Below are 15,192 nucleotides of genomic sequence, written 5' to 3'. Positions count from 1 at the left end.
CGGTAAAAAAAACGGCTCCTGATAGGAGCCGTTAGTGTTTCTGAAGGCGGCGATTATGCCGACTCTTTTTCGCTTACCACCGTTTCCGACTGCTTCGGTACCATCACCGTCGGTTTATTGTCGATGCGGGTGACCAGCAGCTGATCGATGCGGTAGTTATCGATGTCCACCACCTCAAACTTGTAGCCTGAGAATTTCACCGCGTCGGTGCGCTTCGGGATCTTGCGCAGCATAAACATCATGAAGCCGCCGATGGTTTCATAGTTGCCGGACTGCGGGAAATCGTCGATATCGAGCACGCGCATCACGTCATCAATCGGCGTACCGCCGTCAATCAGCCATGAGTTCTCGTCGCGGGCGACGATCTGCTCCTCCAGCCCCTGGCCGACCAGATCGCCCATCAGGGTGGTCATTACGTCGTTCAGGGTAATAATCCCGACCACCAGCGCATATTCGTTCATGATGACCGCAAAGTCTTCGCCGGCGGTTTTAAAGCTCTCCAGCGCTTCTGACAGCGTCAGGGTATCAGGGACAATCAGCGTATTGCGGATCTGCACGCCGCCGGTCAGCACCAGGCTTTGATTCGCCAGCACGCGGTTCAGCAGATCCTTGGAGTCCACGTAGCCGATGATATGGTCGATATCCTCATTACAGACCAGGAATTTGGAGTGCGGATGCTCCGCAACCTTGTTCTTCAGGCTCTGCTCATCTTCGTGGAGATCGAACCAGATAACATTTTCACGCGAGGTCATCGACGACGGAACGGTACGTGATTCCAGCTCGAACACGTTCTCAATCAGCTCATGCTCCTGCTTACGCAGCACGCCGGCCAGCGCGCCGGCCTCGACGACCGCGTAAATATCATCGGAGGTGATGTCGTCTTTACGCACCATCGGTAATTTGAACAGCCGGAAAATATTGTTGGCCATGCCGTTGAACAGCCACACCAGCGGGCGGAACACCGTCAGGCAGAAGCGCATCGGGTTGATGATACGCAAAGCTACTGCTTCTGGCGCAATCATACCGATGCGTTTCGGGGTCAGGTCAGCAAACAGGATGAACAGGCTGGTGACCAGAGTAAAAGAGATAATAAAGCTGAGCTGCTCGGAGAGTTCCGGCGACATATAGCCGCTTAGCAGGCTGTTGAAAGCCGGTGAAAATGCGGCATCGCCGACGATACCGCCGAGAATCGCCACCGCGTTGAGGCCGATTTGCACGACGGTGAAGAACATCCCAGGGTTTTCCTGCATTTTGAGAACGCGCTGAGCGTTCACGTGACCATCATCGGCCAGCAGTTTGAGTTTGATTTTACGTGAGGCGGCCAGCGAGATTTCTGATATCGAAAAAAATGCGCTGACGGCAATCAGACAAAGTATTACTAAAATACTGTTTAACATAGTTTATCTAGCCGTTGAGGCCAGATCCTCGGAAGGGAAGTTGATAACTCTAATGTGGAATACATAAAAAACCGGTCCGAAGGCACTGGACCGGCTACAACACAGCCTAGTATAGCGTAAGGTACTGTAAAGCCGCCAGAGCGTTAATTGTGCGCCCCGGTAATATTCACTACTACGCCTGCGGCGGCAGGCATACGCCGATCCCGCCGATACCGCAGTATCCGTAAGGATTTTTATGCAGATACTGCTGGTGGTCGTCTTCAGCATAGTAGAACGGCTTCGCCGTTGCTATCTCAGTGGTGATTTGGCGCGGGTCGTTGGCGTCGCGCATCGCCGCCTGAAAACGTGCCAGGCTGGCTTTAGCGGCCGCATCCTGCTCCGGCGTCAGCGGATAGATAGCCGAACGATACTGGGTGCCGTGGTCATTGCCCTGCTGCATTCCCTGAGCCGGGTCATGGTTTTCCCAGAATACCTGCAGCAGCTGCTCATAGCTGATGACCTGCGGGTCGTACACGATGCGTACGGCCTCGGCGTGGCCGGTATCACCGGAACACACTTCGCGGTAGGTTGGGTTAGGGGTGTAGCCGCCGGTATAGCCTGCGGCGGTGCTGTAAACGCCGGGCAGCTGCCAGAACAGGCGCTCAACTCCCCAAAAGCAGCCCATCGCCAGCAGCGCAACTTCCATTCCCGCAGGAACGTTAGTCATGGAGTGGCCATTGACGGCGTGGAGCGTTGCCACCGGCATAGGGGTGTTGCGTCCGGGTAGCGCATCCGCCTGGGCGACAAGATGCGTTTTATCAAATAGACTCACGGTTGGCCTCTCTAAAACATAAGTCGTAGTTAAGGTTGTAACGATGCGTGTCTTTTTACACAATAAACACGATCGGTACGTCTAGAGTTAAACATAAGAATTATTTGGGTTATCGTCATTTTTTCAACCCTTAGCTGTTAGGGTTTTGTTAAGCCGGGGATCGGCGCTTTCGTTTCCTTCGGGGGGAAACAAGGATATTCAGGAGAAAACGTGCTACAAATCCGCCAGTTATGTGTCACCAGCCTTTTGCTGGTCAGCGGGGTCGCTAGCGCCGCGAGCGTGCGTTTGCAGGTTGAGGGGCTATCCGGGGAACTGCAAAAAAATGTCCGTGCCCAGCTATCGACGATCCAAAGTGATGAAGTCACGCCGGATCGACGCTTTCGCGCGCGCGTTGATGATGCCATCCGTGAAGGCCTGAAAGCGCTAGGTTACTACGAACCGACGATCGATTTTGATTTACGTCCGCCGCCGGCAAAAGGGCGGCAGGTGCTGATTGCCAAAGTGACGCCCGGCGAACCGGTGCGTATTGGCGGCACCGACGTCATTCTGCGCGGCGGAGCGCGAACCGACCGTGACTATCTGAATTTGTTAAAAACGCGTCCGGCCATCGGCACCGTGCTGAATCACGGCGATTACGACGGTTTTAAAAGCTCCTTGACCCGCGTAGCGCTGCGCAAAGGCTACTTTGATAGTGAATTCAATAAAAGCCAGCTCGGGGTCTCTCTCGATCGTCATCAGGCCTTTTGGGATATAGATTACAACAGCGGCGAGCGCTATCGCTTCGGCGCCGTGACCTTCAGCGGGTCGCAGATCCGCGACGAGTACCTGCAAAATCTGGTGCCGTTTAAGCAGGGGGATGAGTATACCTCCGAGGATCTGGCGGAGCTAAACCGCCGCCTGGCGGCCACCGGCTGGTTCAGCTCGGTGGTGGTCGCGCCGGAGTTTGAGAAGTCCAGAAAAACGAAAGTGCTGCCTCTGAAGGGCGTGGTCGCGCCGCGCAAAGAGAATACCGTCGAAACCGGTATCGGCTATTCGACCGACGTCGGGCCGCGGGTGAAGGCGACCTGGAAAAAGCCGTGGATGAACTCCTATGGCCACAGCCTGACCTCCAGCGTCAGCCTCTCCGCACCGGAGCAGCAGCTTGATTTCAGCTATAAGGTCCCGCTGCTGAAGAGCCCGCTGGAACAGTATTACCTGATGCAGGGCGGCTTTAAGCGCACGGATCTCAACGATACCAAAGCCGACTCCACCACCCTCGCGGCATCGCGTTACTGGGAGATGTCGAGCGGCTGGCAGCGCGCTATCAACCTGCGCTGGAGCCTCGATCACTTTACCCAGGCTAACGTCACCAATACCACCATGCTGATTTATCCCGGGGTATCGGTTAACCGCACCCGCTCGCGGGGCGGCCTGATGCCGACCTGGGGCGATTCCCAGCGCTATTCGGTGGATTACTCCAACACCATGTGGGGCTCGGATATTAACTTCGTCGTCGCCCAGGCGCAGGACGTGTGGATCCGCACGCTCTACGATCGCCACCGTTTTGTGGTGCGCGGTAACCTCGGCTGGATTGAGGCCGACAATTTTGACAAGGTCCCGCCGGATCTGCGTTTCTTCGCCGGGGGCGACCGCAGCATTCGCGGCTACAAATACAAATCTATCTCGCCAAAAGACGACGATGGCAAGCTGATCGGTGCATCGAAGCTGGCCACCGGCTCGCTGGAGTACCAGTACAACGTCAGCGGAAAGTGGTGGGGGGCGATGTTTATCGACGGCGGTGAGGCAGTAAGCGATATCCGCAAAAGCGACTTCAAAACCGGCGCCGGCGTCGGCGTTCGCTGGCAGTCGCCGGTCGGTCCTATCAAGCTGGATATCGCCGCGCCGGTCGGCGACAAAGACGAACACGGTTTACAGTTTTACATCGGTCTGGGGCCTGAATTATGAGTTTATGGAAGAAGATAAGCCTCGGGGTCGTGCTCTTTCTGGTCCTGCTGCTGGGCACGGTTGGCTTCCTGGTCGGCACCACCAGCGGCCTGCATCTGGTGCTGAAAGCGGCAGACCGCTGGGTGCCTGGCCTGGAGATCGGCAAGGTTACCGGCGGCTGGCGTGACCTGACGCTGGAGAACGTGCGGTTCGCCCAACCGGGCGTGGCGGTTACCGCCGGTCAGTTCCACCTTGCGGTGAAGCTACGCTGCCTGTGGGACAGCAGCCTGTGCGTCAACGACATTTCGCTACGCGATATCTACGTCGCGATCGATACCTCAAAAATGCCGCCTTCCGCGCCGCCAGAAGAGGAGGATTCAGGGCCGCTGAATCTCTCAACCCCATATCCCATCACCCTGAGCCGCGTCGCGCTGCAAAACGTTAACGTCAAAATTGATGATACCGCCGTGTCGGTGCGGGATTTCTCCACCGGCCTGCGCTGGCAGGAGAAAAACCTGACCCTGACGCCGACGTCGCTGCAGGGGCTGCTTATCGCACTGCCGAAAGTCGCTAAGGTGGCGCAGGAGCAGGTCGTTGAGCCGAAGATAGAGAATCCTCAGCCGGAGGAAAAACCGCTCGGCGAGACGATGAAGGCGCTATTTGCGCAGCCGGTGCTCCCGGAAATGGCCGACGTCCATCTGCCGCTCAACCTCAATATTGAGGAGTTCCGCGGCGAGCAGCTGCGGGTTACCGGCGATAGCGATATGACCATCTACAGCCTGCTGCTGAAGGTCAGCAGCATTGACGGGCAGATGAAGCTCGATGCGCTGGATATCGATTCCGATCAGGGCAAGGTCACCGCCGCGGGCAGCGCGCAGCTGCAGGATAGCTGGCCGGTGGATATTACCCTCGACGGTACGCTGAATATTGACCCGCTCAAGGGCGAGAAGGTGCAGCTGAAAGTCGGCGGCGAGATGCGCAAAAAGCTGACGGTTGGCGTTGATTTAGCCGGCCCGGTGGCGATGACGCTACGCGCCGATGCGCAGCTGGCTGAAGCCGGGCTGCCGCTCAATATGGAGCTGAAAAGCAAGCAGCTGTACTGGCCGTTTAGCGGCGAAAAGCAGTTCCAGGCCGACGATTTGCAGCTGAAATTCAGCGGCAAAATGACCGACTACGCCCTGGCGCTGAGCACCGCGGTGAAGGGGCAATCTCTGCCGCCGGCGAAAATCAGCCTCAATGCTAAGGGCAACGAGCAGCAGGTGAATATTGATAAGCTGACCGTCGCCGCGCTGGAAGGGAAAACCGAGCTGAAGGCGCTGCTCGACTGGCAGCAGGCGATTAGCTGGCGCGGCGAGCTGACTCTTGACGGCATTAATACGGCCAAAGAGGTCCCGGACTGGCCTTCGAAGCTGAACGGCCTGATCAAAACCCAGGGCAGCCTGTACGGCGGCAGCTGGCAGATGTCGGTCCCGGAGCTGAAAATCACCGGTAACGTGAAGCAGAATAAGGTTGATGTCAGCGGTTCCCTGCAGGGCAATAGTTATATGCAGTGGAAAATCCCCGGCCTGCATCTGGCGTTAGGCCCCAACAGCGCCGACGTGAAAGGCGAGCTGGGGGTTAAAGATCTGGATCTCGACGCCACCATTGATGCGCCGCATCTCGATAACGCGCTGCCGGGCCTTGGCGGGACGGCGAAAGGGCTGGTGAAAGTGCGCGGCACCGTGGAGGCGCCGCAGCTGCTGGCGGATATCACCGCCCGCGCCCTGCGCTGGCAGGAGCTATCGATTGCCCAGGTTAACGTCAAAGGCGACGTTAAATCCAGCGATCAGATTGCCGGCAATCTCGATGTGCGTATCGACCGTATCAGCCAGCCGGGCGTCAATATCAGCCTGGTGCAGCTCAATGCGAAAGGTAATGAGAAGCAGCATGACCTGCAGCTTAAAGTGCAGGGGGAGCCGGTCTCCGGCCAGCTGTCTCTGGCGGGGAGTTTTGACCGCAAAGAGGAGCGCTGGAGGGGAACGCTGAGCAATACCCGCTTCCAGACGCCGGTGGGCCCGGTTTCGCTGACGCGCAATATCGCGCTGGACTACCGTAACCGCGAGCAGAAAATCAGCATCGGGCCGCACTGTTGGACCAACCCGAACGCCGAGCTCTGCGTGCCGCAGGCGATCGATGCGGGCGCGAGCGGCCGGGCGGTCGTCAACCTCAACCGTTTCGATCTGGCGATGCTGAAGCCGTTTATGCCGGAGGCCACCCAGGCCAGCGGCGTCTTTAGCGGCAACGCCGACGTGAGCTGGGACACCACCAAAGAGGGGCTGCCGCAGGGCAAGGTGACGCTGAACGGACGTAACGTGAAGGTAACCCAGACGGTCAACGATGCGCCGCTGCCGGTGGCTTTCGATACCCTGAACCTCACCGCCGATCTGCACAACAACCGCGCGCAGCTCGGCTGGCTGATCCGCCTGACCAATAACGGTCAGCTTGACGGACAGGTTCAGGTCACCGACCCGCAGGGCCGACGCAATCTCGGCGGTAATATCAACATCAATAACTTCTCGCTGGCGATGATTAATCCGATCTTCTCCCGAGGGGAAAAGGCGGAGGGCCGGCTGAACGCCAACCTGCGCCTCGGCGGCGATGTGCAAAATCCGCAGCTGTTTGGTCAGATGCAGCTGAACGGCGTGGACATTGACGGTAACTTTATGCCGTTCGATATGCAGCCCAGCCAGCTGGCGATGAACTTCAACGGCACCCGCTCGACGCTGCAGGGTACGGTGAATACGAGCCAGGGCCAGATTAGCCTTAACGGCAACGCCGACTGGACCCAGATAGACAACTGGCGCGCGCAGATCGCGGCGAAGGGCAGCCGGGTGCGTATTACGGTGCCGCCGATGGTGCGCCTGGACGTTTCGCCGGATGTGGTCTTTACCGCGACGCCGAGCTTGTTTAATCTTGACGGTAGCGTCGATGTTCCGTGGGCGCGTATTGTGGTTAACGACGTGCCGGAGAGCGCGGTCGGCGTCTCTTCCGATGAGGTCATGCTGAACGACTCCCTGCAGCCGATTAAGCCGCAGAGCGCCGGTATCCCGATCAACAGTAACCTGACGATCCATGTCGGTAATAACGTTCGCCTCAGCGCGTTTGGTCTGAAGGCGCGCCTGACCGGCGATTTAAAAGTTGCTCAGGATAGACAAGGTCTGGGCCTGAACGGGCAGATCAATATTCCGGAAGGGCGCTTCCACGCCTACGGCCAGGATCTGATCGTACGTAAAGGCGAGCTGCTGTTCTCCGGTCCGCCGGATCAGCCTTCACTGAATATCGAAGCCATTCGCAACCCGGATGCCACAGAAGACGACGTGATTGCCGGCGTTCGCGTCACCGGCTCCGCCGACCAGCCGAAGGCGGAGATCTTCTCCGACCCGGTAATGTCGCAGCAGGAAGCGCTTTCTTATCTGCTGCGCGGCCAGGGATTGAGCAGCGGGCAGAGCGATAGTGCCGCAATGACGTCAATGCTTATTGGCCTGGGGGTTGCACAAAGTGGTCAGGTTGTGGGTAAAATCGGCGAGACGTTTGGCGTAAGCAATCTGGCGCTGGATACCGAGGGGGTAGGCGACTCTTCCCAGGTGGTAGTCAGCGGCTATGTGCTGCCGGGTCTGCAGGTAAAATACGGGGTCGGTATCTTCGACTCCCTGGCGACGCTGACATTACGCTATCGCCTGATGCCTAAGCTATATATGGAAGCGGTGTCTGGCGTAGACCAGGCTCTCGATTTGCTCTATCAGTTTGAGTTTTAGCAATGCGAATATTTGTTTACGGCAGTTTACGACGCAAACAAGGCAACAGCCACTGGATGACCAACGCTCAGTGGCTGGGCGATCATAGTGTCAACGATTATCAGCTGTACAGCCTGGGCCACTATCCAGGCGCGGTGCCCGGTGAAGGCACGGTACATGGTGAAGTCTATCGTATTGACGCATCGACGCTGGCCGAACTGGATGCTCTGCGTACCAAAGGCGGCGAATACGCGCGCCATCTTATCCAGACGCCGTATGGCGGCGCATGGATGTATGTCTATCAGCGCCCGGTTGAGGGGTTTACGCTGATAGAGAGCGGTAACTGGTTAGACAGAGACCAGTATTAAAAACGACAACGCCACCCTCGGGTGGCGTTGTTTTTTGCGGGCGTTAATCAGAACTCGACGCGGGCGCCGAGATTATAGCGTCGGCCCTCTATCTGACCGTACTCGCCCCACGAGGTGGTGCGTTTAGGGTCCGCATCAAACAGGTTATAGATCCCCGCCAGCAGCTGCGCGTTTTTGTTCAGCTGATAGCGCAGGCCGACATCCACCATCGTATAGGCCTCATACTCATTGTGGCTGCCGCTATCGCGGTTGCTGCTGCGATAGTTCACCGTACTCCAGACATCCATACTCTGCGTCGCCGCCCAGCTGAGCGACAGATTTGCCATATGGCGCGGATAGTCGTTCAGCGCATAGCCTTTTTCGGCACCGCTTTTCTGCTCGCTGTGGTTGTAGGTGTAGTTGGCGTTAGCCTTGATATCGGCACTAATCTGCCAGTCAGCGTTGAGCTCGACGCCGTAGACGTCGGCTTTACTGACGTTAAAGTATTTGTCGATCGAATCTGCTTTGTAGCCGTTGACGGAACACTGGTTGGTTGCCGTGGTTTCGCAGATGTTTTGCTCGGTAATTTTATCTTTGAACTGGGTATAGAAGACCGTGCCGTCCAGCGCCAGGGCGCTGCCCGTCCAGTACAGGCCGAGCTCGGAGTTAACGCTTTTCTCCGGCTTCAGGTCGTCGTTGCCGACCGTCAGGAAGGGATAGGGTACGGTTGAACCGTGCGGCGTAATAAAATCGCTGGAGGTCGCGCGCAGCTCCGGTTTTTTATAGCCTGCTGAAACCCCGCCCTTCAGCGCCCATGCGTCGCTAAACGCCCAGTTGCCGTACAGCTTTGGCGTGACGTGGGTGCCAAAGTTATCATCGCGATCGAGACGCCCTGAGGTGGTCAGGATGAAATCGCCGAGGGTCCAGCCGTCTTCGGCAAACAGCGCCCAGCCGTTGCGGCTAACTTTGGTAACCGGGGTGGAGCCCGGCAGGGTTTTGTTGGCGACATCAAAGCGGTCATTCAGCTCTTCGCGGGTAAAGTTCGCGCCCACGGTCAGCTTGTGGTTATCAAGGCTCAGCGTTGTCTGGCTGTTGGCAACGTAGTTTTCCGTCTGCACGTATTGCGGCGTTTGCCCGTCATAGACGTACTTTGAGCGGCCTTTTTCATAATTAATGTAGTTGGTGGTGGCGACGGTATCGTCGGCATACCAGCCGGAGTGCGTCAGGGTTAACGCGTCGCGGTCGAAGCGCCATGTCCAGGGCGTGCTGCGCTGCCAGGTCCGATTTTTCTCCTGCTCGCCGGTTACCACGTTCAGGTCAAAGAGGTTGTTCTCGCTGGCGGCCAGGCCGAGCGTCATATCGAGGGACTTGCGGTTGTGCTTGCCGAAGTAGTTTTCGCGTTCGTCATCGCGACGATCCAGCCAGTCTGCCGCGAGGCTGAGGCCGAGGACGTCGGGGATCAGCGGGCCCATGGTGAACAGATTCATCTGGCTGGTATTGCCAAAATCATGGTGCTCCTGGAGCCAGGTGTTGGCGGCCATCGCGCCGGTCCACTCCTTCACGCCGTAAGGCTTTTTGGTGATAACGTTCACCACCCCGCCGATGGCATCTGAGCCGTAGAGGGAGGACATCGGGCCGCGAATAACCTCAATACGCTCAATCGCCTCCATCGGCGGCAGGAAGCTGGCTTCGGTGCCGAGGTCCTGGCCATAGGGGCGTGATTCGCCGGTATTCTGTTTGACGCTGTTAACCATGAAGGCGGTGTAGGACGGGTCCATGCCGCGCATCATAATGCTGCCCGAGGATATTTCGCTGCCGCTCGACACCGACACGCCGGGAAGGTTTTTTATCGCCTCGCCGACGTTGCGGTCGGGCTGAATATCCAGCGTTTGGCGATCGATTGTCGAGATGGTCGCCGGCGCTTCACGCTTTTCCTGCGCAAAGCCGGTGGCGGTGACCACCATTTGCTCTTCGCCGCTACGCGAAGTTTCGCTAAGTTCTTCCGCCTGAGAGGGCAAAATGACCCCACCGGATAAGGCTACGATCCCCGTAAGCGCAATGAGTTGACGCGTTTTCATAATATCAGACACCTGCAAAGAAAAAATAACGACATCACCTCGTGACGGTGCGCCGCCACAAGGTGAAAAATAACGAGTGATGATTATTAGTATTGCGTCAGGTCGATTTTCATCACGTAATCAGGCTTTTTACCCATCAGCTCTTCGGGCTGTTTAATGCTGACATACAGCGCGTTCGCGTCGGCGGAAAGCGCAAGGCTGTTGGGAAGGGCGGTAGTTTGAATACTCTGTTTTACCTTGCCGGTTTCGCTGTCGGCGATGGTTATCAGTTTGGCGTTACGATGGGTAATATAAACTTCCTTGCGCTTTTCGTTATAAATAACGGCCAGGGAGTTAATCACGTCAATTTCAGAAAGGACGTTACCGTTACGAATATCGACCACTAATACATTGGGTAAATCCGGGTCGGTAATAAATGCGCGACTGTTTTTGACATCCACGGCGATATTGAGGAAAAAACGTTTTTTATCCGGGGCGACGGTAAAGCGGTCGATAATTTTATTGCTGGTGGTATCGATGGCGATCAGGCCATTTCTGCCGTTCACCACGTAGAGCCGGTTTTTTTGCGGATCGACCGCCATGCCGGTTGGGTATTCGCCCATATCGCTAATGGTCGCAACCCTGGCCCGCTTTTCGGTATCGACAACCCAGACAACGCCCTTTTCCGCGACGCCTGAGACGTACAGGCGGTGATTCTGCTTATCGAGGACCATTTCGCGCGTATGGATAATCTCTTTGGGGTCGCTCGCCTCGCTGAGCTGCAGCACCGCCAGCTCCTTACCGCTGCGGGTATCAATCAGCGTGACCGAACCTTCGAGGGTATTGCCGACGTACAGGACATGATTCGCGTCGTCCAGCGCGGTGGCAAACGCCCGCCGGCTGGTTTTAATGACTTCAACGGTGGTGAGGCTTTCCAGATCCAGCTTGTAAATCTGCCCCGTGGTTTTGTCTTTATCAAACGAGGGGGCGGAGGCGGCGAACAGCGCATGCTGCTGTGCGTCTACCGCCAGCTCATAGACGCCATGACCGACTTCACGAGTCAGGAACTCTTTCTCAGGAAGCACGGCGGCCGCTGCGGTCAGGCCGGTCAGGAGCAGGGCCGCAGTCAGCGCCATGCCGGAACAGAGCTTTAAAGTCTTCACATTGTGGAGGTTCATTGACGTTTATTCACATTTATTTACGAACTGAAAATGATAATGATTTTTAATTTCATTCGCAATTGTAAATGTGACGGGCCAACTCCCTATTCTGGTAGGCGAAAATATGGCCGCAGGTTTGCCCGACGGGTCGGGAGATAGGGGAGGAATAAACGGGCAGGGAGGTGAACAGCGGACATAAAAAAACCCTTACTAACCGGCAGCCGGCGTTCAGGGTCTGGCTTTACGCAGAGGCGAACTTAGTTCTTCGCCGCGCGCTCGAAGGAAGCAATGATTTCAGCTTTCGCCGCAGCAGCATTGTCCCAACCGTCAACTTTAACCCACTTGCCTTTTTCCAGATCTTTGTAGTGCTCGAAGAAGTGAGTGATCTGTGCTTTCAGCAGTTCCGGCAGGTCGTTCACATCGTTGATGTGATCGTACTCTTTGCTCAGCTTGGTGTGCGGTACCGCAACCAGCTTGGCATCTTCACCGGATTCGTCGGTCATCTTCAGAACGCCAACCGGACGGCAGCGGATCACTGAGCCTGGCTCCAGCGGATACGGAGTCGGAACCAGCACGTCTACCGGGTCACCGTCCAGAGACAGGGTGTGGTTGATGTAGCCGTAGTTGCACGGATAGAACATCGCGGTGGACATAAAGCGGTCAACGAACAGTGCACCGCTCTCTTTGTCGACTTCGTATTTGATTGGGTCTGCGTTCGCCGGGATCTCAATAACGACGTAGATATCTTCCGGCAGATCTTTACCCGCAGGTACGTTGAGTAAGCTCATGTCTGTTCCTTTAAAATGTATAGCAAACAAGTGCCCGGTATTATAGCCAACTCACATCGAATGTCTTCGCTTCTTTTGTTTCTGACGGCGGAAAGATGGCGTCATTTTTCATCGCAAAACAACCTGAAAATCCATAAACATAGCCACATCCTGAATAAATTTATGTAACCGTTTACATTGCATGTGATTGATTTATCAAAGTGCTAAAAATTTCGCCATCAGCGGCGATGGCGACAACGCGGCGAAAGCCTTATCCGCTCTAAGCTGCCATAAACGGCGTGAATTAACATTTAGTTTACTTTTTCGAAGTGTGATGTAACGCATTCAGTTACATCTCTGATTGTCTATAGTTTGTCCGCAGATAACGATTTCACTAACAATAACCCTACGAGGATCGCCTTATGTGGAAGCGCTTACTTCTTGTCACAGCAGTTTCCGCAGCTATGTCATCTATGGCAATAGCTGCCCCTCTGACCGTAGGATTTTCGCAGGTCGGGTCTGAATCCGGCTGGCGTGCGGCCGAAACCAGCGTTGCGAAGGAGGAGGCCGCTAAGCGCGGTATTACTCTGAAAATTGCCGACGGTCAGCAAAAGCAGGAAAACCAGATTAAAGCGGTACGCTCCTTCATTGCGCAGGGGGTCGACGCCATCTTTATCGCCCCGGTCGTGGCGACGGGCTGGGAGCCGGTGCTGAAAGAGGCCAAAGAGGCCAAAATTCCGGTATTCCTGCTCGACCGTTCCATTGATGTGAAGGACAAAGATCTCTACATGACCACCGTCACCGCCAATAACGTGCTGGAAGGTCAGCTGATTGGCGACTGGCTGGTGAAAACCGTCGACGGTAAGCCGTGCAACGTCGTTGAGCTGCAGGGCACCGTCGGGGCCAGCGTCGCCATTGACCGCAAAAAAGGCTTCGCTGAAGCCATCGCTAAGGCATCGAACATCAAGATTATCCGCTCTCAGTCCGGCGACTTTACCCGCAGCAAGGGGAAAGAGGTTATGGAGAGCTTTATCAAAGCGGAAAATAACGGCAAGAACATCTGCATGGTTTATGCCCATAACGATGACATGGTTATCGGCGCCATCCAGGCGATTAAAGAGGCCGGGCTGAAGCCGGGTAAAGATATTCTTACCGGCTCCATTGACGGCGTACCGGATATCTACAAAGCGATGATCGCCGGCGAAGCTAACGCCAGCGTCGAGCTGACGCCAAATATGGCCGGGCCGGCATTCGATGCGCTGGAAAAATTCAAGAAAGACGGCACCCTGCCTGAGAAGCTGACCATCACCAAATCGACGCTCTATCTGCCGGATACGGCGAAAGAAGAGTTAGAGAAGAAGAAAAATATGGGCTATTGAGTGAGCGTAGGCCATCAGGACGCTCGGTTTAGTTCCCTCTCCCCGGTGGGGAGAGGGTTAGGGGAGGGGAAACCATGAACGGCGAAGTACATCAGGAGATCCTTCGTACCGAGGGACTGAGCAAATTTTTCCCCGGCGTAAAGGCGCTGGATAACGTTAATTTCAGCCTGCGGCGCGGTGAGATCATGGCCCTGCTGGGTGAGAATGGCGCGGGGAAATCGACCCTGATCAAAGCGCTCACCGGCGTTTATCACGCGGATCGCGGCACTATCTGGCTCGAGGGCCAGGCAATAGCGCCGAAAAATACCGCCCACGCGCAGCAGCTGGGCATCGGTACCGTCTACCAGGAGGTCAACCTGCTGCCGAATATGTCGGTGGCGGACAATTTATTTATCGGCCGCGAGCCCCGTCGCTTTGGCCTGCTGCGGCGTAAAGAGATGGAAAAGCGCGCCACCGAGCTGATGGCTTCCTACGGTTTCTCCCTCGACGTCCGTGAGCCGCTTAACCGCTTTTCAGTGGCGATGCAGCAGATTGTCGCTATCTGCCGCGCCATCGACCTGTCGGCTAAGGTGCTGATCCTCGATGAACCTACCGCCAGCCTGGATACCCAGGAGGTGGAGATGCTCTTCACCCTGATGCGCCAGCTGCGCGACAGCGGCGTCAGCCTGATTTTTGTTACCCACTTTCTCGATCAGGTGTACGCCGTGAGCGATCGGATTACCGTGCTGCGCAACGGCGGCTTCGTCGGCTGCCGGGAAACACGCGAACTGCCGCAGATTGAGCTGGTGAAAATGATGCTGGGGCGCGAGCTGGAGCATAACGCTTTACAGCGCGCGGGCCGCACCCTGCTGAGCGATAAGCCGATCGCCGCCTTTGAAGGCTTTGGTAAAAAGGGCACGATCGCGCCGTTCGACCTCCAGGTTCGCCCCGGCGAAATTGTTGGCCTGGCGGGGCTGCTGGGCTCCGGGCGCACCGAAACGGCGGAAGTGATTTTTGGTATCAAACCGGCCGATAGCGGCAAGGCGCTGATCAAAGGCAAGCCGCAGACGCTGCGCTCGCCGCATCAGGCCTCCTGCCTCGGGATCGGCTTTTGCCCGGAAGACCGAAAAACCGACGGCATTATCGCGGCGGCGTCGGTACGGGAGAACATCGTGCTGGCCCTGCAGGCGCAGCGCGGCTGGCTGCGCCCAATTCCGCGGCGCGAGCAAAACGAGATCGCCGAACGCTTTATCCGCCAGCTGGGGATCCGTACCCCCAGCGCCGAGCAGCCGATCGAATTTCTTTCCGGCGGCAATCAGCAGAAGGTACTGCTTTCCCGCTGGCTGCTGACCAAACCTCAGTTTCTGATCCTCGATGAGCCGACCCGCGGGATAGACGTCGGCGCGCATGCCGAGATCATCCGCCTGATTGAAACCCTGTGCGCCGATGGCCTGGCGCTGCTGGTCATTTCGTCAGAGCTGGAAGAGCTGGTGGGCTATGCCGATCGGGTCATTATCATGCGCGATCGCAAACAGGTGGCGGAGATCCCGCTCGGGGAGCTCTCCGTTCCGGCGATCATGAACGCAATTGCGGCATAGG

The 15,192-nt window shown here is 56.7% G+C and carries 10 protein-coding genes; 5 read left to right on the top strand and 5 right to left on the bottom strand.

The genetic code is table 11. The features are described 5' to 3' along the window. Positions 1–53 precede the first annotated feature (53 nt). Both NWP14_RS22515 and msrA read right to left on the bottom strand, forming a co-directional pair. Positions 54–1,397, bottom strand: a complete 1,344-nt coding sequence (locus NWP14_RS22515; RefSeq protein ID WP_095104358.1) for a hemolysin family protein — start codon at positions 1,395–1,397, stop codon at positions 54–56. A 172-nt stretch (positions 1,398–1,569) separates the two neighbouring features. Beyond that, entirely contained in the window at positions 1,570–2,208 is a 639-nt protein-coding gene (gene msrA / locus NWP14_RS22510; RefSeq protein ID WP_346430538.1) for a peptide-methionine (S)-S-oxide reductase MsrA, read from the bottom strand. Between the two features lie 210 nt (positions 2,209–2,418). Between msrA and tamA the strand changes: the two genes are divergently transcribed. From tamA to NWP14_RS22495, 3 genes are read left to right on the top strand one after another with little or no spacing between them, the layout of a single operon-like run. Continuing rightward, positions 2,419–4,152: an autotransporter assembly complex protein TamA gene (gene tamA / locus NWP14_RS22505; RefSeq protein WP_375216041.1), complete on the top strand. Its 1,734-nt coding sequence runs from the start codon at positions 2,419–2,421 to the stop codon at positions 4,150–4,152. After that, positions 4,149–7,925: an autotransporter assembly complex protein TamB gene (tamB, locus tag NWP14_RS22500; protein WP_375216040.1), complete on the top strand. Its 3,777-nt coding sequence runs from the start codon at positions 4,149–4,151 to the stop codon at positions 7,923–7,925. The genes tamA and tamB overlap by 4 nt, the downstream gene beginning before the upstream one ends. Before the next feature lie 2 nt (positions 7,926–7,927). Then, a complete protein-coding gene (locus tag NWP14_RS22495) occupies positions 7,928–8,272 on the top strand; it encodes a gamma-glutamylcyclotransferase (RefSeq protein WP_095104349.1) in 345 nt (114 codons plus the stop codon). Positions 8,273–8,319: 47 nt separating this feature from the next. Here the strand turns inward: NWP14_RS22495 and NWP14_RS22490 are convergent, their stop codons facing one another. From NWP14_RS22490 to ppa, 3 genes are all read right to left on the bottom strand, one after another. Beyond that, entirely contained in the window at positions 8,320–10,329 is a 2,010-nt protein-coding gene (locus NWP14_RS22490; RefSeq protein WP_375216039.1) for a TonB-dependent receptor domain-containing protein, read from the bottom strand. Positions 10,330–10,415: 86 nt separating this feature from the next. Continuing rightward, complete coding sequence (locus NWP14_RS22485; RefSeq protein WP_346430535.1) at positions 10,416–11,486, bottom strand: YncE family protein; 1,071 nt, start codon at positions 11,484–11,486, stop codon at positions 10,416–10,418. Positions 11,487–11,725: 239 nt separating this feature from the next. Further along, positions 11,726–12,256, bottom strand: a complete 531-nt coding sequence (gene ppa, locus NWP14_RS22480; protein WP_041143747.1) for an inorganic diphosphatase — start codon at positions 12,254–12,256, stop codon at positions 11,726–11,728. A gap of 401 nt (positions 12,257–12,657) precedes the next feature. Here ppa and ytfQ point away from each other — a divergent pair, with 401 nt between their 5' ends. Together ytfQ and ytfR are read left to right on the top strand one after the other, a co-directional pair. Beyond that, positions 12,658–13,614 carry a galactofuranose ABC transporter, galactofuranose-binding protein YtfQ gene (gene ytfQ, locus NWP14_RS22475; protein ID WP_076947019.1) on the top strand — a complete coding sequence of 319 codons (957 nt, stop codon included), beginning with the start codon at positions 12,658–12,660 and terminating at the stop codon, positions 13,612–13,614. Positions 13,615–13,688: 74 nt separating this feature from the next. Then, positions 13,689–15,191 carry a galactofuranose ABC transporter, ATP-binding protein YtfR gene (gene ytfR / locus NWP14_RS22470; protein ID WP_095104343.1) on the top strand — a complete coding sequence of 501 codons (1,503 nt, stop codon included), beginning with the start codon at positions 13,689–13,691 and terminating at the stop codon, positions 15,189–15,191. The last annotated feature ends 1 nt before the right edge of the window (position 15,192 follow it).

It is taken from the genome of Klebsiella sp. C349492 (assembly GCF_042055345.1).
Lineage (GTDB): Bacteria > Pseudomonadota > Gammaproteobacteria > Enterobacterales > Enterobacteriaceae > Klebsiella > Klebsiella scottii.
The sequence above is the reverse complement of the archived record's forward strand: the minus strand, read 5'-3'. Positions and strand labels throughout refer to the sequence as shown.